Genomic DNA, 19772 nt, shown 5'->3' on the forward strand with positions numbered 1-19772 from the left:
CGCCTGCGGCGCTGGTCTTTCAAGATGACTTCAACAGTGTCCGTATGCCTAGTCGTACTCACAGTCCTACTCCTATCTTTAAAGATAAGCGATAGGACGGGTCCGGGGATTTGGGGGGCTATCTCACCTCACCCGAGCGCTGCGCAACTGGATTCAAGGGCAAATCAACACGTACTCTGCAGAGTTCGAGGAGCTCGACCGGCTGCACGCGAGCAAGGAACAGCAGGATGAGTTGAGCCGGCTGAACAAGGCGCTTAACGACTGGAAGAACGCCTTCCTTGAGCATGAGTTCGGGGGGGTCGGCGAAACGTCGAAGGGTACTGGTGGGGGGACGACAGAACGCAAACCACTGCCGCGCGCGCCAGTCGCAAGCGTCATACTGGAAATCTCGCACCACCAGGCTGGACAGGGTGTCGCGTTTCAGCCGACCGTGAAATTCTTCGATGCGACGGGGACGCGCGTCCGCCCTGTGCTGCATGAGTGGGTAGCGTCGGACAAGGCCGTGGCCTCGTTCGATCGCAGCATCAACATGCTGGTAACTGGCAAGCCTGGGCGTTCAAGCCTCACCGTGGTGTGTCGGGAGTCTGGGGTTGAATCAAACACCGTGGAAATTGAGGTGCTCGATATCGCGTCGATAGCCATAACACCTAGCTCACTTGAGCTTCCAGCCGGCAGTTGCGCGCCAATGACAGCGACCGTTGAGACCAAAGACGGCCGCAGATTGCAGGGCGTCTATCTCATCTGGACCGAAGGCGACCGCTCGGTGGTTTCGGTTGGTGCGAGTGGGATGGTCTATGGGCTCATCCCTGGTACCTCTATCGTGACTGCCGGCGACGATGCCGCCGATGCTGGACAGCCTTGCGTGGTGACGATTACCCAGCGAGATGAGGCCGGGCAGAAGGGGAGCGGTTTCCCGCAAATCCTTCTCTCGGAGATCGACAACGACCCGCTGGGGGAAGGGCCACCCAAGTTCAGCAGTTCGGACCCGCCTGTCTACCAGCGGCCCCAAGACGTGGATGCGAACATCTGGTGGATTAATCTAGCTAGCCCGCTGGCGCGCCGCTACATCGATGAAGCCAGAGGTGGCGCTAAGAGCCCTGAGTGGCGCGTCTACCTGCTGGAGCGGTACGTCGAGATCATGGTGAAGATTGTTCTCTCCTACGACTACAGCCACGGCGAGACGCTCACCTTTGAAACCATGCTTAGGCGTTGGGAGGAGGAGGCTGCAGCCATGCAGCAGCGAGCCGTCGAGACTCTCACGGCTTTCCTGGCTGGCGGTGATGTGGAAATAGAGGCTACATGAGTGACGACCGGCTCACAGTTTCTGAGAAACTGCTGCTCGCGGCGCTAGCAGTGCGCGAGAGTCATCCGACTTTCAGCGCCGAAGACCTCGTGGTCGAGGCATGGAAAAAGTACCCGGACACGTTTGGTCTTTCGGGGTACGCGAGCCAGTACCCTGACTCGAACCGCGTACTGACCAACATCATGGGCACAAAGGGGATGCGCGGGAAAGGCTGGTTGCGCAAGGTTGGCGAGAAGCAATACCGACTTAGCTCGACTGGACTGTCCGACGGCGAAGTGCTCTTGAACGGGCAGCCTCACGGCAGGCAGGACGAAGGTAGCCAAGCGCTAAGAGCCGAACTAGACCGGCAAACCGCCGGTGCGCTGCTCCGCATCTTCTCGACGCCAGCCGCGCGCAAGCGCTTGAACAACGACAGCAATTCGCTGACGTTCAATGATGCCTGCGGTTTTTGGGATATCACAGTGCGGAGCAACGCCAACACCCTACAGAGCCGCCTAGCCGACGTGCAAACCATCCTGGAGCGAGCGTTGGCTGCTGCCGGAGCCAACAAGTCAGGAGCGGGAGGGCTGCAGGTCGGCAGCAGCGTCATAACCCCCCACCAGCTATCCACCATGCTGTTGCTGCACGCAGAGATGCAGGAGCGTTTTCAGACAGAGCTCAACATCCTGCGCAAGCGCACTGATGAGCGCCTCGAGAAGCGGCCGAAGACCATCTAGCGACAGACCGAACCAATGAGCGCAAAACCGATTGTCCAGGAGCCGCTCTCCGCTGTTGGTACTTTCGTTGGTAGACTGATCGCGTACCTGATCAATATCTAGCAACGACGATGTTGCTGGCCCGACATGTGAACGACGCCCTCCCGCCAGGGATTTAAGCATCAAGCGGCCTTTGGGCCGCTTTTTCATTGGCTCGCTGCCAGCGGAACGAGCGGTGGTGAGTAGCGGTGGAGGCGGTGCAGGATGCGCAAGCGGGGAGCAAACAGTGACATCTTGGCCGGATGCGCATGCTTGGAAACACCCTCACCGGGCTCGGGCAATTCTGGTATCGGCCGTCGCAGCGGGACAATGCAGCGATGAATCGTCGCGTCCTCACCCTGACAGCACTGACTGTCCTGCTGGACCCGCAGCGGCTGCTGGCCCAGACGGCCACCTGCCCCGCCCTGCTCAACCACCGCTTCCCGCGCCTGCAGGATGGCGCACCGCAGGACCTCTGCCAGTTCTCCGGCAAGGTGCTGCTCATCGTGAACACGGCCAGCTACTGCGGCTTCACCGGCCAGTACGAGGGCCTGGAGGCGCTGTACGCGCGCTACCGCGAGCGCGGCCTGGTGGTGCTCGGTTTTCCGTCGAACGATTTTCAGCAGGAATCGGGCAGCCGCGAGCAGATCGCCGAGCTGTGCTTCAACACCTACGGCGTGAAGTTCCCGATGTTCGACAAGACGATGGTCAAGGGCAAGGACGCCAACGGCCTGTACCGGCAGCTGCAGCAGGCCACCGGCGTGGCCCCGCGCTGGAACTTCCACAAGTACCTGGTCGGCCGCGACGGCAAGGTGATCGATCAGTACAACAGCATGATCGAGCCCACCGGGCGCACGCTCACGCGGGCGATCGAGGCGGCGCTGAGCGCCAAAGGCTGACCGCTGGCGCCCCCCAAAGAACCCCTGCGAGAGACCCCAAAAAGAAAAAGCCACCGCATTCGCGGTGGCTTTCTCGTTGCCGCAAGCTGAGGGAAATCAGCGGATCACGGCCAGGGTGGTGCGAGCGCCGCCCTTGTAGGTCATGAGCGTGAGCGCGCCGTTCTTGATGTCGCCCTTCTCGTCGAACTCGATCTTGCCGGTCACACCGTTGTAGCTGGTGGACTTGAGTGCGGGCAGGTAGACCTTCGGGTCGGCCGAACCGGCGGTGACCATGGCGTTGGCCATGACCTTGACGGCGTCGTACACGTACGGGGCATACACCTGCACGTCGGCGTTGAACTTGGTCTTGAAGTCGGCGCGGAACTTGTCCATGCCAGCCTTCTGCTCGCCTTCAACACCACCGGCTTCGGCGCAGTACACCTGCTCGTCAGCCATGCCGTCGCCGGCCAGCTTGGGCAGCTCGCTGGTGCAGATGCCGTCGCCACCCATGAACTTGGCGTTGATGCCGAGCTGCTTCATCTGCTTGAGCATCGGGCCGGCCACGGCGTCCATGCCGCCGAAGAACACCACGTCGGGCTTCTTGGCCTTCAGGGTGGTCAGGATGGCGTTGAAGTCGGTCGCCTTGTCGTTCGTGAACTCGCGGCCCACCACGGTGCCACCAGCGGCCTTCACGCCCTTCTCGAATTCGTCGGCGACGCCCTGGCCATAGGCGGTGCGGTCGTCGATGACGGCCACGTTCTTGGCCTTGAGAGTTTCGATGGCGTACTTGCCGAGCGTGCCGCCCAGGTGCACGTCGTCAGCCACCACGCGGAAGGCGCCCGCGAAGCCCTGGCGGGTGTACTTGGGGTTGGTCGCCGAGGGCGAGATCTGGGGGATGCCAGCGTCGTTGTAGAGCTGCGAGGCGGGAATGGTGGTGCCCGAGTTCAGGTGGCCGATGACGCCATTGACCTTGGCGTCGACCAGCTTCTGAGCGGCGGCCGTGCCCTGCTTGGGATCGGCGGCGTCGTCTTCGGCCAGCAGTTCGAACTTGGCCTTGGCGCCACCGATGCTCAGGCCGGCGGCGTTGAGCTCTTCGATTGCCATGCGGGCGCCGTTCTCGTTGTCCTTACCCAGGTGCGCGATGGCGCCGCTGGTGGGGCCGACGTGACCGATCTTGACCACGACCTCGGCGGCCGGTGCGGGAGCGGCGGCCGGCGCAGCGGCCGGGGCGGGAGCAGCCTCTTCCTTCTTGCCGCAGGCGGCGAGCGCGACGGCGGCGGCAAGCACTGCCAGTTTCATGTTCACTTGCATGGGTTTTCCTCGGTAAGGATGGGTTGAATCGCGGAGGGAACTTTTTTTCTCCACCGCGTGAATCTACTCCAAATAACGTGCACTTCTGACCGCATCACAACCCTTTGAGGGCATGTCAAGGGTTTTCCGCAAGGGGATCGGCGGGCAGCCGATTGCCCCGCTGCAACAGGCCTGACGACTCAGGCGCCAGACTGTTTCAAGTCGTGACGCAAGGGCTCGATGCCAGCGGCTGTGTAGGCGCGCCAGCGCTGGCGCGCGGCGGCGCGATCGGCCTCGTCCAGGCCGACCACCTCGATCACGCGTGCGAAAGCGGCAGGCTCGTCGACGGCACCGGCCTGCAGGTTCACGAGCACGGCGGCGGCGTCGCCGCCCTCCAGCCGATCGGTGAGCAGGATCGGCGAGTGCCGCTGCACGGCCGGCGGGTCGCCAGGGCGGGCGTGGGGAACGAAGTCGCCCTGCCCGACCAGCCAGATGTGGCGGTCGAGTTCTTCGATCGCTTCGGGGGGCGACAACACGACCACGCGCGCGCCCTTGAGCCACGCCTTGCGAAGCAGGCGCGCCGTGTAGGCGAGCTTGTCGGGCGCGTTGAAGTGGAAGGCGACCTCGGCCATGGATGCGGGCTCAGCCCTTGCGCCGCGCGCCTCGGGTGGCCTTGGCGGGCTTGGCCGCATCGGGCGCGGGGCGCTGCGACTCGTCGATCAGGTATTGCAGCAGCAGGGGCACGGGGCGCCCGGTGGCGCCCTTGGCCGCGCCGCTCTTCCAGGCGGTGCCCGCGATGTCCAGGTGCGCCCAGCGCAAATCGGCGGTGAACTTCTGCAGGAACTTGGCCGCGGTGATGGCACCGCCCGCGCGCCCGGCCACGTTGGCCATGTCGGCAAAGTTGGACTTCAGGCCCTCGGCGTACTCGTCGTCCAGCGGCATGCGCCAGCACAGGTCGCCAGCGGACTCTCCAGCCTGGTGCAACTGCGCGGCCAGCGCGTCGTCGGCGCTGAAAAGGCCGCTGCGCACGGCGCCCAGCGCGATCACGCAGGCGCCGGTCAGCGTGGCGATGTCGACCACCGCGCGCGGCTTGAAGCGCGCTGCATAGCTGAGCGCGTCGCACAGGATCAGGCGGCCCTCGGCGTCGGTGTTGAGGATCTCGATCGTCTGCCCGCTCATGCTGCGCACCACGTCGCCCGGCTTCACGGCCAGGCCATCGGGCATGTTCTCGCAGGTGGGGATGAGGCCCACCACGTTGATGGCCGGCTTGAGCTCGGCCAATGCCGCAAAGGTGCCCAGCACGCTGGCCGCGCCACCCATGTCGAACTTCATCTCGTCCATCTCGGCGGCGGGCTTGAGGCTGATGCCGCCGGTGTCGAACGTGATGCCCTTGCCCACCAGCACCACCGGCGCGTCGGCCTTGGCCGCACCCTGGTAGTGCATGACGATGAAGCGCAGCGGCTCTGCCGAGCCTCGGGCGACCGCCATGAACGAGCCCATGCCCAGGGCTTCCACCTGCTTGGGCCCGAGCACGTCGGTCTTGATCACGCCGCCGCGCGCCAGCTTCTTCGCCGCCTCGGCCAGCATGGTGGGCGTGGCGTGGTTGGCCGGGCGGTTGGCCCATTCCTTGGCGAACTCCACCCCCGCCACCATGGCCCGGCCTTCGCGCAGGCCGTCGCGCAGCGAACCCGCATCGGCCACGCCGACGCTCACGCGCGCCAGCGCTCGAGGCTTGGCGCTGGGCTTGGTGGTGGTGAACACGTAGGACGCTTCGGCCACGGCCTGGATCGCGGCACGCAGGCCCGCGTTGTCGATGGCCACCAGCGAGGCCACCAGACCCAGGTGGGCCACGCCCGGACCCTTGAGCGCACCCACGCCGGCTGCCACCGCCTTGCGCAGCGAGGCCGCGTCGGCCTGACCGGCGCGCACCAGCACCACGCGTGCCGCCTTGAAGCCCGCCGGCCGGTAGGCCGTCAACAGTTTGCCGACGCCGGCCTCCAGGTCCGAACCCTTGAGCGCCTGCGCGATCATGCTGTGCATTGGTGAGTCGCCCTTGGGCGCTGCATCCGGCACGAGAACCAGCAAGGCATCGGCCGCGAAATCGGCAGCCTGTTCGGCATTCAGGGTCTTGAGTTCGACGTTCATAATCCGCTTTCGTTCTAACAGCGATCGATGTTATTCCATTCGTCTCTGCGCAAAGAGCTTGCCCGCAGCTTCGGGGCGACGCTGGTGGTGCTTTTCACCATCGTGCTCACCATGCTGCTCATCCGCACCCTGGGTGCTGCATCCAAAGGCAGCGTGAACCCCGAGGAGGTGATGCTGGTGCTGGGCTATACCGTGCTCGGGCGCATGCCCACGGTGCTCACGCTGGCTTTGTTCATCTCCATCGTGTTCACGCTCTCGCGCATGTACCGGGACAGCGAAATGATCATCTGGTTCGCCAGCGGGCGCTCGCTCGGGGGCTTTCTGGCGCCGGTGATGCGCTTTGCCTGGCCGGTGCTGGCAGTCATCACGCTCATGGTGTTCTTCGTCTGGCCCTGGGCCAACCAGCAGGTCAATGATCTGCGCGACCGCTTCGAGCGGCGCGGCGACCTCGAACGCGTGGCGCCGGGGCAATTTCAGGAGTCGTCGAGCGGGCGGCGCGTGTTCTTCATCGACAAGGACACCGCCGATGGCGCCGAGGGGCGCAACGTGTTCATCTCGAGTACCGAACCCGACGGCCGCGAGACCGTCACCTCGGCGCGCTCGGGCCGCATCGAATGGCTGGAAGACCGTCAGTTCCTGCTCCTGAACAACGGCCAACGGCTGGAGTCGCAGGCCGATGACGCGCTGCGCGTGAGCGAGTTCGCCGAGTACGGCACGCAGATCGGTCAGGCGGGCGCTGCGCGCAGCTCGGGCGTGGAGCTCAAGGCCCGGCCCAGCTGGGAGCTCATCACCTCGCCCACGCGGCCCAACCTGGCCGAACTGGGCTGGCGCATCGGCCTGGCGGTCACGGCCTTCAACTTCGTGCTGATTGCCCTGGCCACCACGGTCGGCAATCCGCGCGCCGGGCGCAGCGGCAACCTGTTCTTCACCTTGTTCGCCTTCGTCTTTTATTACAACCTGCTCAACATCGGCCAGAACTGGGTGGCGCGCGGCGTGGTCGAGCTGTTGCCGTTCACGCTGGCGCTGCACGGGGGCGTGCTGGCACTGACCCTGCTGTGGTTTTACAAGCGCCACCAGGGCCTGAGCTTGCGCACCCTGCTGACGACCTGGCTGCGTCGTGGCCGCGAGGGCACCGCATGAGGACGATCCGTCGCCTCATCTATGGCGAGGTCTTCGCAGCCGTGTTCTTCGTGCTGCTGGCATTCCTGTCGTTGTTCGTCTTCTTCGACCTGGTGGACGAACTGCCCGACGTGGGCCGGCGCTCCGCGCTCGATCCCGACCGGGTCTACAGCCTGGCCGATGCGCTGATGTATGTGGGACTGCTGGTGCCCAGCCGCATCTACGAGCTGCTGCCGATCGCGGTGCTGATCGGCTCGGTGTTCGTGCTGGCACGGCTGGCGCAGGGCTCGGAGTACACCATCCTGCGGACCAGCGGCCTGGGCCCGTGGCGCGCGTTGCGCACCCTGCTGGGGCTGGGCTCGGTATTCGTGCTGCTCACGTTCGCGATGGGCGACTACCTCGCTCCCATGGCCGACCGCGTGGCGCAACTGCACAAGGCGCGATTCGAAGGCGCCATCAGCCTCGGGCAGACGGGTGCCTGGCTCAAGGAACGCCAGCCGTACAGCAATTTTTCGGTCAATGTCGGTGCGCTGTCGGCCGACGGTGAGCTGGGCAACGTACGCATCTTCGAATTCAACAACCAGGGCCTGCTGGTCTCGACCATGCACGCCCGCTCGGGGCGCATCGAGGGCGATGAGAGCTGGACGCTGCGCAACGTGGAGCGGCGCGAGTTCGACGCCGCCGGGCTGGGCACGGTGCGGGTGGATCGCACCACGCACGACAGCTTCCGCTGGCCGAGCGGCATCAACACCGAGATGGTCTCGGTGGCGCTGCTCAAGCCCGAGCGCATGCGCACCACCGACCTGTTCGCCTACATCCGCCACCTGGAGGCCAACGGCCAGACCGCGCAACGCCACGAGATCGAGTTCTGGCGCAAGGTGTTCTACCCGCTCTCGTGCCTGGTGATGGTGGTGCTGGCCCTGCCCTTTGCCTACCTGCACTTTCGCTCCGGCAGCATCACGGGCTACGTGTTCGGTGGCGTGATGATTGGCATCAGCTTCTTCTTGCTGAACAACGTGTTCGGCTACATCGGCAACCTCAACCAGTGGCAGCCCTGGCTGGCCGCGGCCTCACCGGCGCTGATCTATTCGGTGGTGTCGCTCGGCGCCTTCGGCTGGCTGGTGCTACGGCGGTAATCCCATGCTCGGCGTGATCGTATTTGCCCATGGCTCACGCGACCCGCTGTGGCGCGCTCCGGTGGAGGCCGTGGCGCGGCGCATCGGCGAACGCGCACCGGGCACCCGTGTGGGCACCGCCTACCTCGAGCTCACCGAGCCCGACCTGCCCACGGTGGCGCGCGAGATGGTGGCCGCCGGTGCCACGCGGCTGCACGTGCTGCCCATGTTTCTGGGCATGGGCAAGCACGCCCGCGAAGACCTGCCGCAACTGATGGATGCGCTGCGCCATGAGCACCCGGCAGTGGCCTTCGAGCAATTGCCCACCGCCGGGGAAGACCCGCGCCTCATCGACCTGTTGGCCACGCTCGCCCTGAAGGACGCTCCATGAACCTGCACCAGTTCAAGTTCGTGCAGGAAGCGGTGCGCCGCAACCTGAACCTGACGGAGGCCGCCAAGGCGCTGCACACCTCGCAGCCTGGCGTGTCCAAGGCCATCATCGAGCTCGAGGACGAACTCGGCATCGAGATCTTTGCGCGCCACGGCAAGCGCATCAAGCGCGTTACCGAACCCGGTCAGCAGGTGCTCAAGAGCATCGACATCATCCTGCGCGAGGTGAACAACCTCAAGCGTATCGGCGAGCAATACTCGGCGCAGGACAGCGGCACGCTGTCCATCGCGACCACGCACACCCAGGCGCGCTACGTGCTGCCCGGGCCAGTGGCCGCATTGCGCCAGGCTTACCCCAAGGTGGGCGTCAGCCTTCACCAGGGCTCGCCCGACCAGGTGGCGCGCATGCTGATCGAAGAGGTGGCCGAGATCGGCATGGCCACCGAGTCGCTGGTGAACTACCCCGAGCTCGTGACGCTGCCGGCCTACGAATGGCAGCACGTGCTGGTGTTCCCGTTCGACCACCCGCTGCTCGCGCGCGAGCGCATCGGCCTTGAAGAACTCGCCCAGGTGCCGCTGATCACCTACCACCCCAGCTTCACCGGTCGCACGCGCATCGACCAGGCGTTCGCGCTGCGCCACCTCCAACCCAACGTCGTGCTCGAGGCGATCGACTCGGACGTCATCAAGACCTACGTGAAGCTCGGCATGGGCGTGGGCATCGTGGCCGAGATGGCGGTCAAGGGCGAGAACCAGACGCCGGATCTCGTGTCGCGCCCGGCCGGCAATCTTTTCGGCCACAACCTGGCACGGGTGGCTTTCAAGCGCGGCACCTACCTGCGCCATTTCGTGCTGCGTTTTGCCGAGCTGCTTTCCGACCGCCTTTCGCGCGACAGCATCCTTCGCGCCATGGCGGGTGACCCCGACGAATACGACATCTGACCCCATGGACACCGTGACGAAGCCCCGCACCCCCGCCCTCACCTCGCGCCTGCCGCAGGTGGGCACCACCATCTTCACCGTCATGTCGGCCCTGGCGACCGAACACCGCGCCGTCAATCTCGGCCAGGGGTTTCCCGATTTCGGCTGTGACCCGGCCCTGCTCGACGCCGTGGACGCGGCCATGCGCGCCGGCCACAACCAGTACCCACCGATGACCGGCGTACCGGCGCTGCGCGAGGCCATGGCGTCCAAGGTGGAGAAGCTCTACGGGCGCCGCTATGACCCCAACAGCGAAATCACGGTGACCGCTGGCGCGACGCAGGCCATCCTGACCGCCATTCTGGCCATCGTGCACCCGGGTGACGAGGTCGTCGTGCTCGAGCCGTGCTACGACAGCTACGTGCCCAACATCGAACTCGCGGGCGGCACCGTGGTGCGCGTGCCGCTCAAACCAGGCAGCTTTCGTCCCGACTTCGACGCCATCGCGGCGGCCATCACCCCGCGCACGCGCGCCATCCTCGTCAACAGCCCGCACAACCCCAGCGGCATGTGCTGGACCGACGCCGAGATGCGCCAGCTCGACGACTTGCTCGCTCCCACCGACGTGCTGCTGATCAGTGACGAGGTCTACGAGCACATGGTTTTCGACGGCCAGCTGCACCACAGCGCCGCGCGCTACCCCGGCCTGGCCGCGCGCGCCTTCATCGTCAGCAGCTTCGGCAAGACCTACCACGTGACCGGCTGGAAAGTCGGCACCGTGCTGGCGCCTGCCCCGCTGATGGCCGAGTTCCGCAAGGTGCATCAGTTCAACGTGTTCACCGTGAACACGCCGATGCAGCACGCACTGGCTGCCTACATGGCCAACCCCGCGCCCTACCTCGATCTGCCCGCCTTCTACCAGCGCAAGCGCGACCTGTTCCGCGACGGTCTGGCGGGCACGCGCTTCAAGCTGCTGCCCGGCGAAGGCACCTACTTCCAGTGCGTGGACATCTCCGCGCTCGCCGTGCCCGAACGCGACCTGCCCGAAGCCGATTTCTGCCGCTGGCTCACCCAGGAGATCGGGGTCGCCGCCATCCCGCTATCGGCCTTCTACGGCAACGGCTTCGACCAGAAGGTCATCCGCTTTTGCTTCGCGAAGAAGGACGAGACGCTGGGTGAGGCGCTGAAGCGGCTGTCGCGGCTCTGACGGTTTTGCTGCCTGACCAGGCGCGCGTGCCGGATCCTCAGCGCGCCCGCCCGGCAGGCCAGTACTCAACACCGCACCGGGTTGCGGCAGAACCGCTCCAGCTCCCGCACCACCGAGCGCTCCGCCACCGCGTTGCGCGCCGCCGGCCCGGCTTCCAGGCTGAGCTTCATTTCGTATTTCTTGAAGAAGGCGTCGAACAACTCGCCACCGAGGGTGCCGGTGGCGGTGAGCTGGTCGGTGGCGGGGTCGTGCTCCAGCAGCACGGCGCACAGCGGCTGCTCGGCCGGGCCACCCAGCACCTGGGCGCCGCGCGCCGGGTCGTACTGGCTGTGGTCGGCGCAGCAGTGGATCAGGTCGTTGCCCCTGCTCGGTGTCTGCGGGTTGGCCACCGGGCCCTTGCGGAAGCTGATGAAGCTCAGGTCCTTGTTGGGATAGACGAGCTGGTGCGCGCAGATGGCCGAGAACGCCACGACGCTGCGGCGCTGGCCCACGCCCCCGGGCCAGTCGTAGGCCAGCTTGTCCTTGGTGAGCAAGCGCGTCGGCTGGGTGGCCTTGCCCAGGTCCAGCAGGAAGACGGGCGTCGCCTCGAACGGGTAATGGAACACGTAGTTCACCTGCGGCCGCAGGCGCGAGGCCTTGATCGGCTGGTCGAGCTCGTCCACCAGCAGCACCCGGGCATAGCGGCGGGGTTGCGCATTGGCGGCCCAGGCGGTTGAGCTCAGGGCGGCGCTGGCCAGGGCGGTGGCGCCCAGGGCGCAACCTTCAACGAATTCACGGCGATCCATCGGCGGGGGTCTCCTCTTGATGGGTCGAGTGAAGCGCAGCGCCGCTGCGGCTGTCAACCGTGCGGTTTCATACACCCAGGGTTTACAGAGGAATCCCTTGCGGTGCGACATATCGCACATGAACGCGCCTGCGGTGCGATTTCAGCTCGGGCCGATGCATCCGATATGAGTAAGCATGCGTATCTGCCAGGGAACCCCCTCCCGTATCACGCGAGACGCTGCCCATGAAACCGACCGCCCGCCGCCTTTCGCCCGCCGCCATGCCCTTGTTTGCCCCGTCGCGCCGCCTGGTGCTGCACCTGGGCGCCGCCTTGCTCGCCACCGCCGCGGTGCTGACGGCCCACAACGCCCACGCCGCGGCCGACGCCACGGTGGTTGAAGCGGTGCAGCTGCCCGCGCACATCGAACGATCGGGCCAACGCCGCGCCGCGGAGCCGGGTGCCTTGCTGCGCACCGGCGACAAAGCCATCACCGACACGGGATCGCGCATGCTGCTGCGCCTGTCCGATCGCAGCACGATCCGCCTGGGCGAGGCCACGCAGTTCCTGATCGATTCGCTGGACAACAGCCCCAGCGGGGACGCGCGCCAGATCACCACCGGCCTCAAGCTCATCACCGGCGTGTTCCGCTACGCCACCGACTACGCCAGCAAGGCGCTGGGCAACAAGACCACGCTCAACTTGGAGCTGGCGACCGCCACGGTGGGTATCCGCGGCACCGATTTCTGGGCCATGACGGACGCCGACCACGACGCGGTGTGCGTGTTCGAGGGCCACGTGGCGGTCGAGCGCGACGCCAAACCGACCATCGATCTGCAAAAGCCAGGCGCCTTCTGGGTGGTGTTCACCAACCAGCCCGAGAAGCCGGCCGGCCAAGCCACCCCGGATCAGCTGGCCAAGTTCATCGGCCAGGCCGAGATGCAACCCGGCAGAGGCGTTCTGCTGCAAGGCGGCGAATGGCGCCTGGTGGCGGCCAGTGGCGCCAACGGCCCCGAAGCCAACGCCCTGCGCACCCGCCTGCAGGAGGCTGGCTACCCGGCGCGCGTGGCAGCGCTGGACAAAGGTTTCGAGGTGCGCATCAACCAGTTCGCCACCGAGCAGGATGCACAGGCCGTGCTGGCACGCCTTGCGCCGCTGGGCGTGACGCAGGGCCGCGTGGTTCGCGCGCGCTGATCTTGCGGCGGGGCTCAGGCGATTCGCCGCCGGGCCGCCCCAAGGCGAATCAGCCCCCTCGGGGGGGGCAGCGACCCGCGCAGCGGCGCAGCGTGGGGGCTCAAGAACTCACCTGAGCCCAGGCTTTCTCCAGCCGCTTCAGGCTGACCGGCTGCGGTGTGCGCAACTCCTGCGCGAAGAAGCTCACGCGCAACTCCTCCAGCAGCCAGCGCAACTCCTGCAGGCGCGCGTCCTGCACGCCCTTGCGCTCGGCCACCAGTCGCCAGAAGCGTTGCTCTTGCGGGCGCAGCTCGGCCAGGCGGGCGGCGTCACGCGCCGGGTCGGCGCGCAGCTTGTCCAGCCGCAACTGCACCGCCTTCAGGTAGCGCGGCAGGTGCTGCAGTTGTGCGTGCGGCGTCTCGACCAGGAAGCGTCGCGTCACCAACCGCTGCAGCTGCTGGGTGATGTCGCCCACCACGTCGGCGGGTGGTCTGGCGTCCTTGAGCTTGCGCTGGGCAGCCGCGAACTCGGTGAGGATGGCGCCAGCGCTGCGCGCGATCTCGGCCGCGATGAGATTTAGCCGGCCTCGGCCATCGGCCACGCGCTGCTCAAAGGCGCGGGCATCAGCGGGCAAGGGGTCGATCAGGAAGGCGCGGTCCAGCGCCAGGTCGATGAGCTGCGTGCGCAGCTCATCCAGCGTGCCGCCGCCACGTTCCTTATCCACGCCCATGAACGCCGCGCCCATGGCCTGCAGGCCCGGGATGTTCTTCTCCAGGTACTTCAGCGCGTCCTTGATCTGCAGCGCGAACAGGCGGCGCAGTCCTTCGCGGTGACGGGCCTGCGCGACATCGGGCTCGTCGAAGACCTCGATGCGCACCGCATCGCCGTCGTCCACCAACGCGGGAAAGCCGATCAAGGTCTGGCCGCCGCGGCGGATTTCGAGCAGCTCGGGCAGTTCGCCAAAGTCCCAGCGGGTGTGGCGCTGCGCGGCGTCCACCGTTGGCGCCGCGGGCGCGGGGGCGACCTTGGGCACGCGGGTGGCGCCGCTCGCCGCGGGGGCAGGCGCCGGCGCCGTCTTGAGCGCCGCCAGTGCCTGGAACGCACCGCGCGCCTGCGCGCCCAGTTCGGCCTTGAGCGCGGCCAGGTGCCGGCCCTGCCCCAGCTGGCGGCCGTGCTCGTCCACCACCCGCAGGTGCATGAACAGGTGCGGCGGCAACTGGTCGACCTTGATGTCGTTGCGCACGATGTCGAGCTGCGTGGCCGCACGCACCAGCTTGAGGACGGCATCGACCAGGCTGCCCTGACCGAAGGCCTCGGGCGCGCACAGTGCCTCGGTGAAACGCTCGGCTGTGGCCGGCAGCTGCACCAGGCGCGAGCGCGGGCGCTGGTGCAGGGTCTTGAGCAGGGCCAGCACCTTGTCCTTGAGCATGCCGGGAACGAGCCACTCGCAGCGCTCGTCGTTGACCTGGTTGAGCGCGTAGATCGGCACCGTGACGGACAGGCCGTCGCGCGGATCGCCGGGTTCGTGCAGGTAACTCGCGGCGCAGTCCACGCCCCCCAGGCGCACGGTGCGCGGAAAGGCCTGTGCGGTGATGCCCGCAGCCTCGTGGCGCATCAGGTCCTCGCGCGTGAGGAACAGCAGCTTGGGGTTCTCGCGCAGTGCCTGTCCATACCAGCGCTCGAACGACACACCGCTGCACACCTCGGCCGGAATTTGCTCGTCGTACCACGCGTAGATGACCTCGTCGTCCACCAGCACGTCCTGCCGCCTCGCCTTGTGCTCGAGTTCCATCACCTGGCGCACCAGCTTCTGGTTGGAGGCCAGGAACGGCAGCTTCGTGTCCCATTCGCCGTGCACCAGCGCTTCGCGGATGAAGATCTCGCGCGCACCGACCGGGTCGACACGGCTGTAGTCGGCGCGGCGGTTGCTGTAGAGCACCAGGCCGTAAAGCGTGGCGCGCTCCAGCGCCGACACACGCGCTGCCTTCTTTTCCCAGTGCGGGTCGAGCAGCTGTTTCTTGAGCAGGTGCGCGCCCACGCGCTCGACCCAGGCGGGCTCGATGGCGGCGATGCCGCGGCCGAACAGCCGTGCGGTCTCCACGAGTTCGGCGCAGACGATCCAGCGCCCGGGCTTCTTGCTCAGGTTGGCCCCGGGGTGGCGGTGGAACTTGATGCCGCGTGCGCCCAGGTACCAGTCTTCGGTGTCGTTCTTGCAGCCGATGTTGCCCAACAGGCCGGCGAGCATGGCGCAGTGCAGCTGCTCATACGTCGCCGGCGTCGTGTTGAGCTTCCAGCCCTGCTCGCCGACCACGGTGTGCAGCTGGCTGTGGGTGTCGCGCCATTCGCGCACGCGGCGCACGTTGATGAAGTGCTCGCGCAGCAGGTTTTCGTACTGGCGGTGGCTGAGTTTGTGGTCCTTGCCGCGGCCGCCCTTGCTGTCCTCCAGCCATTTCCAGAGCTTGAGCGTGCCGACGAATTCGCTCTTCTCGTCGTCGAACTTCGCGTGCGCCTGGTCGGCCTGCGACTGCTTGTCGATCGGGCGGTCGCGCACGTCCTGCACGCTGAGCGCGGCGGCGATCACCAGCACCTCGTCGAGCGCGTTCTGCTCGCGGGCGGACAGGATCATGCGGCCCACGCGCGGATCCAGCGGCAGGCGCGACAGCGACTGGCCGATGGCGGTGAGCTCGTTGTCGTCGTCCACCGCGCCGAGCTCGGCCAGCAACTGGTAGCCGTCGGCGATAGCGCGACGCTGCGGCGCGTCGACGAAGGCAAACTCTTCAACCGCACCCAGGCGAAGCGCCTTCATGCGCAGGATCACCCCGGCCAGCGAGCTGCGCAGGATCTCGGGGTCGGTGAAACGCGGGCGGTTGTTGAAGTCCGCTTCGTCGTAGAGGCGGATGCAGATGCCGTCGGCCACACGACCGCAGCGGCCCGCGCGCTGGTTGGCCGCCGCCTGGCTGATGGGTTCGATCTGCAGCTGCTCGACCTTCTGGCGAAAGCTGTAGCGCTTGACGCGCGCGGTGCCGGCGTCGATGACGTAGCGGATGCCCGGCACGGTGAGCGAGGTCTCGGCCACGTTGGTGGCGAGCACGATGCGACGCTGGCCGTGCGGCTGGAAGATGCGGTCCTGCTCGGCCTGGGAGAGGCGCGCAAACAGCGGCAACACCTCGGCATTGCGATGCAGCGGCTGGTGCGCCAGGTGCTTGCGCAGGTGGTCGGCGGCCTCGCGGATCTCGCGTTCGCCGGGAAGAAAGACGAGCACGTCGCCGCCCTGCCCGCCCCGCCACAACTCGTCCACACCGTCGGCGATGGCGTTGTTCAGGTCATATTCGCGGCTTTCCTCGAAGGGGCGCCAGCGCACCTCTACCGGGTAGGTGCGCCCGGACACCATGAGCACCGGTGCCCGCCCCCTCGCCGACGAGAAGTACTCGGCAAAGCGGTCCGCATCGATGGTGGCCGAGGTGACGATGATCTTCAGGTCGGGCCGGCGCGGCAGCAACTGGCGCAGGTAGCCGAGCAGGAAGTCGATGTTGAGGCTGCGCTCGTGGGCCTCGTCGATGATGATGGTGTCGTAGGCGCTGAGGTCCGGGTCGGTCTGCGTCTCGGCCAGCAAGATGCCGTCGGTCATCAGCTTGACGGAAGCGTCGCGCGAGAGCCGGTCCTGGAAGCGCACCTTGAAGCCCACCACCTCGCCCAGCGGCGTCTGCAGCTCTTCGGCGATGCGCTTGGCCACCGAACTGGCGGCAATGCGGCGCGGCTGGGTGTGGCCGATCAGGCGGCCGCGCTCGCCCGGCCTCGCGTTGAGCTTGCCTCGCCCCATGGCGAGCGCGATCTTGGGCAACTGCGTGGTCTTGCCCGAGCCGGTCTCGCCGCAGACGATGACCACCTGATGCTCGCGGATGGCGGCCTCGATCTCGTGCCGGCGCGCGGACACGGGCAACGATTCGGGAAATTCAAGGCGGAGGGCGGTGGAAGACAAGGCGGGCAAAAGGGAGACTTGGGACACAATCGGCGAGCCCGCGATTATCCCGGCTCACCCGGAACCCGACCTGCCCGCCATCCTGCGATGTCCAACGTCTTCAACTTCACCTTCGTTCCCTGGTTCCGCTCGGTCGCACCCTATATCCACAAGCACCGCAGCAACACCCTGGTGGTGGGCATCGCGGGCGAGGCCATCGCCTCGGGGAAGTTGCAGAACATCGTGCAGGACCTCGCGCTCATCCAGAGCATGGGCGTGAAGATCGTGCTGGTGCACGGCTTTCGGCCGCAGGTGAACGAGCAATTGCGCCTCAAGGGCCACGAGGCAAAGTATTCGCACGGCATGCGCATCACCGACGAAATTGCGCTCGACTGCGCGCAGGAGGCCGCGGGCCAGTTGCGCTACGAGATCGAGGCCGCTTTCAGCCAGGGCCTGCCCAACACCCCCATGGCCGGCGCCACGGTGCGCGTCATCTCGGGCAACTTCATCACCGCTCGCCCGGTGGGTCTGATCGACGGGGTGGACTTCATGCACTCGGGCCTGGTGCGCAAGGTCGACACCGACGGCATCCAGCGCACGTTGGACATGGGCGCCATGGTGCTGCTTTCGCCGTTCGGTTTCTCGCCCACGGGTGAGGCCTTCAACCTCACCATGGAAGACGTGGCCACCTCGGTGGCGGTTGCGCTGCAGGCCGACAAGTTGATGTTCCTGACCGAGATCCCGGGCATTCGCGTGGACGCCAACGACCCCGACAGCGAGATCGACACCGAACTGCCACTGGCCGACGCCCAGCGCATGCTGGCCGCACTGCCGAGGGCCGAGCGCCCCACCGACACCGCCTTCTACCTGCAGCACTGCATCCGCGCCTGCCAGGGCGGCGTGGAACGCAGCCACATCCTGCCCTTCGCGGTGGACGGCGCGCTGCTGCTCGAGATCTACACCCACGACGGCATCGGCACCATGGTGGTGGACGAAAAGCTGGAAAGCGTGCGCGAAGCCACCATCGACGACGTGAGCGGCATCGTCGCCCTGATCGAACCCTACGAGCGCGACGGCACCCTGGTCAAGCGCGACCGCCACGAGATCGAGCGCGACGCCGGCAACTACACCATCATCGAACACGACGGCGTCATCTTCGGCTGCGCCGCGCTCTACCCCTACCCCGAGGAACGCACCGGCGAGATGGCCGCGCTCACTGTGTCGCCGCAATCGCAAAGCCAGGGCGACGGCGAGCGCCTGCTCAAGCGCATCGAGGCCCGCGCCAGGGCACAGGGGCTGCAAAGCATCTTCGTGCTGACCACGCGCACCATGCACTGGTTCGTCAAGCGCGGCTTCGTGCAGGTGGGGGCCGACTGGCTGCCCGAAGCGCGCAAGCGCAAGTACAACTGGGACCGGCGCAGCCAGGTGCTGATGAAGAAGCTCTGAGCCTCAGGCGGCCGGGCGGCGCGCCAGCAGCAACCACACTGCCAGCAGCGTGAAGGCCGCAAACCACAGGAACGACCAGTTCGCGATCGTCAGGCCGAGGAAGGTCCAGTCGATCTTGGTGCAGTCGCCGCTGCCGCGAAAAATCATGGGGATGGCGCGGCGCAGGGGGAAGGACTCGATCATCCCGAAGAAGTCGCGCCCGCAGGACAGGATCTCGGGCGGGTTCCACTGCAGCCAGCTCTGTCGCGCCGCGGTGAAGGCGCCGAACGCGGCGAAGGCGCCCATGCCGATGGCGCCACCGACCATCCAACCGCGGCCCTTGAAGCAGGCCGCGATGCCCGCCACCAGCGCCACCAGGATCAGCGCGTAACGCTGCACGATGCACATCGGGCACGGCTCCAGCCCGACGACGAGCTGCAGGTACATGCCGAAGGCCAGCAAGGCCACGCTCACCCCGGCGATGAGCGCGAGCACCAGACGGGGGCGCTGGCCGGGCAGCGCAAGCAAGGCGTTCATGCCGGGGTCAACTCACGAAGGCGCGCTCGATGACGAAGTCACCGGGCGTCGTCGTGTTGCCTTCCTTGAAGCCGAGCTTCTCGCACAGGGCCTTGAGGTCGCGCAGCATTTCGGGGCTGCCGCAGATCATCACGCGGTCTTCGGCCGGGTTCAGCGGGGGAATGCCCAGATCCTTGGCGATGATGCCGTCGGCCAGCAGCTGCGGAATGCGGCCCTGGTGCACGAAGGGTTCGCGCGTGACCGTGGGGTAGTAGAGCAGCTTCTGTTTGACCATGTCGCCGAGGAATTCGTCCTGCTTGAGCTGCTCTGTGATGAGCTCGCGGTAGGCGAGTTCCTTGACCTGGCGCACACCGTGGATGAGCACCACCTGTTCGTAGCGTTCGTACGTTTCCGGGTCGCGGATGATGCTCATGAACGGCGCCAGGCCGGTGCCCGTGCCCAGCAGGTACAGGCGTTTGGCGGGCAGCAGGTAGTCGATGAGCAGCGTGCCGGTGGGCTTCTTGCCGACGATGATGGTGTCGCCGGGCTGGATGTGCTGCAGGCGCGAGGTGAGCGGGCCGTCCTGCACCTTGATGCTCAGGAACTCCAGATGCTCGGCCCAGTTGGGGCTGACGATGCTGTAGGCGCGCAGCAGCGGCTTGCCGTCCACCCGCAGGCCGATCATGGTGAAGTGGCCGTTGGAGAAGCGCAGCGAAGTGTCGCGCGTGGTGGTGAAGCTGAAGAGGCGGTCGGTCCAGTGGTGGACGCTGAGCACGCGCTCCTCGTTGAAAGCACTCATGAAGGATCCCGGGATGCGAACAAGTCGTTATTTTAG

Annotated in this window: 17 protein-coding genes; 10 read left to right on the forward strand and 7 right to left on the reverse strand. The window is 66.6% G+C overall.

The window, feature by feature from the left end; translation table 11 throughout:
- Positions 1 to 232: 232 nt before the first annotated feature.
- The 3 genes from M3149_RS17125 to M3149_RS17135 all read left to right on the forward strand — a co-directional run bounded on the left by M3149_RS17125 (position 233) and on the right by M3149_RS17135 (position 2936).
- The gene (locus tag M3149_RS17125; RefSeq protein ID WP_251710761.1) at positions 233 to 1303 is read left to right on the forward strand and encodes an Ig-like domain-containing protein; all 1071 of its coding nucleotides are present in this window, start codon (positions 233 to 235) and stop codon (positions 1301 to 1303) included.
- Entirely contained in the window at positions 1300 to 2019 is a 720-nt protein-coding gene (locus M3149_RS17130; protein ID WP_251710762.1) for a hypothetical protein, read from the forward strand. Before M3149_RS17125 ends, M3149_RS17130 begins: the two co-directional genes overlap by 4 nt.
- 356 nt (positions 2020 to 2375) lie before the next feature.
- Positions 2376 to 2936, forward strand: coding sequence for a glutathione peroxidase (locus M3149_RS17135; RefSeq protein WP_251710763.1), 561 nt, complete (start codon positions 2376 to 2378; stop codon positions 2934 to 2936).
- Between the two features lie 96 nt (positions 2937 to 3032).
- On the opposite strand, the gene M3149_RS17140 is transcribed toward M3149_RS17135, so the two are convergent.
- From M3149_RS17140 to M3149_RS17150, 3 genes are all read right to left on the reverse strand, one after another.
- Entirely contained in the window at positions 3033 to 4226 is a 1194-nt protein-coding gene (locus tag M3149_RS17140; protein WP_251710764.1) for a branched-chain amino acid ABC transporter substrate-binding protein, read from the reverse strand.
- Positions 4227 to 4405: 179 nt separating this feature from the next.
- On the reverse strand, positions 4406 to 4837 hold the full coding sequence (locus tag M3149_RS17145) for a DNA polymerase III subunit chi (protein WP_251710765.1): 432 nt from the start codon (positions 4835 to 4837) through the stop codon (positions 4406 to 4408).
- Positions 4838 to 4847: 10 nt separating this feature from the next.
- Entirely contained in the window at positions 4848 to 6350 is a 1503-nt protein-coding gene (locus M3149_RS17150) for a leucyl aminopeptidase (protein WP_251710766.1), read from the reverse strand.
- Positions 6351 to 6377: 27 nt separating this feature from the next.
- Here M3149_RS17150 and lptF point away from each other — a divergent pair, with 27 nt between their 5' ends.
- From lptF to M3149_RS17175, 5 genes are read left to right on the forward strand one after another with little or no spacing between them, the layout of a single operon-like run.
- Positions 6378 to 7490 (forward strand): LPS export ABC transporter permease LptF, encoded by a 1113-nt coding sequence (gene lptF / locus M3149_RS17155; RefSeq protein ID WP_251710767.1) that lies wholly within the window; start codon positions 6378 to 6380, stop codon positions 7488 to 7490.
- Positions 7487 to 8605, forward strand: a complete 1119-nt coding sequence (gene lptG, locus M3149_RS17160) for an LPS export ABC transporter permease LptG (RefSeq protein WP_251710768.1) — start codon at positions 7487 to 7489, stop codon at positions 8603 to 8605. The genes lptF and lptG overlap by 4 nt, the downstream gene beginning before the upstream one ends.
- Positions 8606 to 8609: 4 nt before the next feature.
- Positions 8610 to 8975, forward strand: coding sequence for a sirohydrochlorin chelatase (locus M3149_RS17165; protein WP_251710769.1), 366 nt, complete (start codon positions 8610 to 8612; stop codon positions 8973 to 8975).
- On the forward strand, positions 8972 to 9916 hold the full coding sequence (locus M3149_RS17170; protein ID WP_251710770.1) for a CysB family HTH-type transcriptional regulator: 945 nt from the start codon (positions 8972 to 8974) through the stop codon (positions 9914 to 9916). Before M3149_RS17165 ends, M3149_RS17170 begins: the two co-directional genes overlap by 4 nt.
- 4 nt (positions 9917 to 9920) lie before the next feature.
- A complete protein-coding gene (locus tag M3149_RS17175) occupies positions 9921 to 11102 on the forward strand; it encodes a pyridoxal phosphate-dependent aminotransferase (RefSeq protein ID WP_251710771.1) in 1182 nt (393 codons plus the stop codon).
- Positions 11103 to 11167: 65 nt separating this feature from the next.
- Here M3149_RS17175 and M3149_RS17180 read toward each other — a convergent pair whose 3' ends face one another.
- The gene (locus tag M3149_RS17180) at positions 11168 to 11887 is read right to left on the reverse strand and encodes a (2Fe-2S)-binding protein (protein WP_251710772.1); all 720 of its coding nucleotides are present in this window, start codon (positions 11885 to 11887) and stop codon (positions 11168 to 11170) included.
- A gap of 224 nt (positions 11888 to 12111) precedes the next feature.
- Here M3149_RS17180 and M3149_RS17185 point away from each other — a divergent pair, with 224 nt between their 5' ends.
- Positions 12112 to 13059: a FecR domain-containing protein gene (locus tag M3149_RS17185; RefSeq protein ID WP_251710773.1), complete on the forward strand. Its 948-nt coding sequence runs from the start codon at positions 12112 to 12114 to the stop codon at positions 13057 to 13059.
- Between the two features lie 100 nt (positions 13060 to 13159).
- Here M3149_RS17185 and hrpA read toward each other — a convergent pair whose 3' ends face one another.
- Positions 13160 to 16972, reverse strand: a complete 3813-nt coding sequence (gene hrpA / locus M3149_RS17190) for an ATP-dependent RNA helicase HrpA (protein ID WP_435370758.1) — start codon at positions 16970 to 16972, stop codon at positions 13160 to 13162.
- A gap of 132 nt (positions 16973 to 17104) precedes the next feature.
- On the opposite strand from hrpA, the gene argA reads away from it, so the two are divergent.
- The gene (argA, locus tag M3149_RS17195; protein WP_251710775.1) at positions 17105 to 18442 is read left to right on the forward strand and encodes an amino-acid N-acetyltransferase; all 1338 of its coding nucleotides are present in this window, start codon (positions 17105 to 17107) and stop codon (positions 18440 to 18442) included.
- 3 nt (positions 18443 to 18445) lie between these two features.
- On the opposite strand, the gene M3149_RS17200 is transcribed toward argA, so the two are convergent.
- Both M3149_RS17200 and M3149_RS17205 read right to left on the reverse strand, forming a co-directional pair.
- Positions 18446 to 18958: a disulfide bond formation protein B gene (locus M3149_RS17200; RefSeq protein ID WP_251710776.1), complete on the reverse strand. Its 513-nt coding sequence runs from the start codon at positions 18956 to 18958 to the stop codon at positions 18446 to 18448.
- A gap of 7 nt (positions 18959 to 18965) precedes the next feature.
- Complete coding sequence (locus M3149_RS17205) at positions 18966 to 19736, reverse strand: ferredoxin--NADP reductase (RefSeq protein ID WP_251710777.1); 771 nt, start codon at positions 19734 to 19736, stop codon at positions 18966 to 18968.
- Between the last annotated feature and the right edge of the window lie 36 nt (positions 19737 to 19772).

The organism is Hydrogenophaga intermedia, assembly GCF_023715105.1.
GTDB classification, from domain to species: Bacteria; Pseudomonadota; Gammaproteobacteria; order Burkholderiales; family Burkholderiaceae_C; genus Hydrogenophaga; species Hydrogenophaga intermedia_A.

Coding starts and splice junctions, on each gene's coding strand:
- M3149_RS17130 (WP_251710762.1), top strand. CDS start 1,300: ATGAGTGACGACCGGCTCACAGTTTCTGAGAAACTGCTGCTCGCGGCG.
- M3149_RS17135 (WP_251710763.1), top strand. CDS start 2,376: ATGAATCGTCGCGTCCTCACCCTGACAGCACTGACTGTCCTGCTGGAC.
- M3149_RS17140 (WP_251710764.1), bottom strand. CDS start 4,226: ATGCAAGTGAACATGAAACTGGCAGTGCTTGCCGCCGCCGTCGCGCTC.
- M3149_RS17145 (WP_251710765.1), bottom strand. CDS start 4,837: ATGGCCGAGGTCGCCTTCCACTTCAACGCGCCCGACAAGCTCGCCTAC.
- M3149_RS17150 (WP_251710766.1), bottom strand. CDS start 6,350: ATGAACGTCGAACTCAAGACCCTGAATGCCGAACAGGCTGCCGATTTC.
- lptF (WP_251710767.1), top strand. CDS start 6,378: ATGTTATTCCATTCGTCTCTGCGCAAAGAGCTTGCCCGCAGCTTCGGG.
- lptG (WP_251710768.1), top strand. CDS start 7,487: ATGAGGACGATCCGTCGCCTCATCTATGGCGAGGTCTTCGCAGCCGTG.
- M3149_RS17165 (WP_251710769.1), top strand. CDS start 8,610: ATGCTCGGCGTGATCGTATTTGCCCATGGCTCACGCGACCCGCTGTGG.
- M3149_RS17170 (WP_251710770.1), top strand. CDS start 8,972: ATGAACCTGCACCAGTTCAAGTTCGTGCAGGAAGCGGTGCGCCGCAAC.
- M3149_RS17175 (WP_251710771.1), top strand. CDS start 9,921: ATGGACACCGTGACGAAGCCCCGCACCCCCGCCCTCACCTCGCGCCTG.
- M3149_RS17180 (WP_251710772.1), bottom strand. CDS start 11,887: ATGGATCGCCGTGAATTCGTTGAAGGTTGCGCCCTGGGCGCCACCGCC.
- M3149_RS17185 (WP_251710773.1), top strand. CDS start 12,112: ATGAAACCGACCGCCCGCCGCCTTTCGCCCGCCGCCATGCCCTTGTTT.
- argA (WP_251710775.1), top strand. CDS start 17,105: ATGTCCAACGTCTTCAACTTCACCTTCGTTCCCTGGTTCCGCTCGGTC.
- M3149_RS17200 (WP_251710776.1), bottom strand. CDS start 18,958: ATGAACGCCTTGCTTGCGCTGCCCGGCCAGCGCCCCCGTCTGGTGCTC.
- M3149_RS17205 (WP_251710777.1), bottom strand. CDS start 19,736: ATGAGTGCTTTCAACGAGGAGCGCGTGCTCAGCGTCCACCACTGGACC.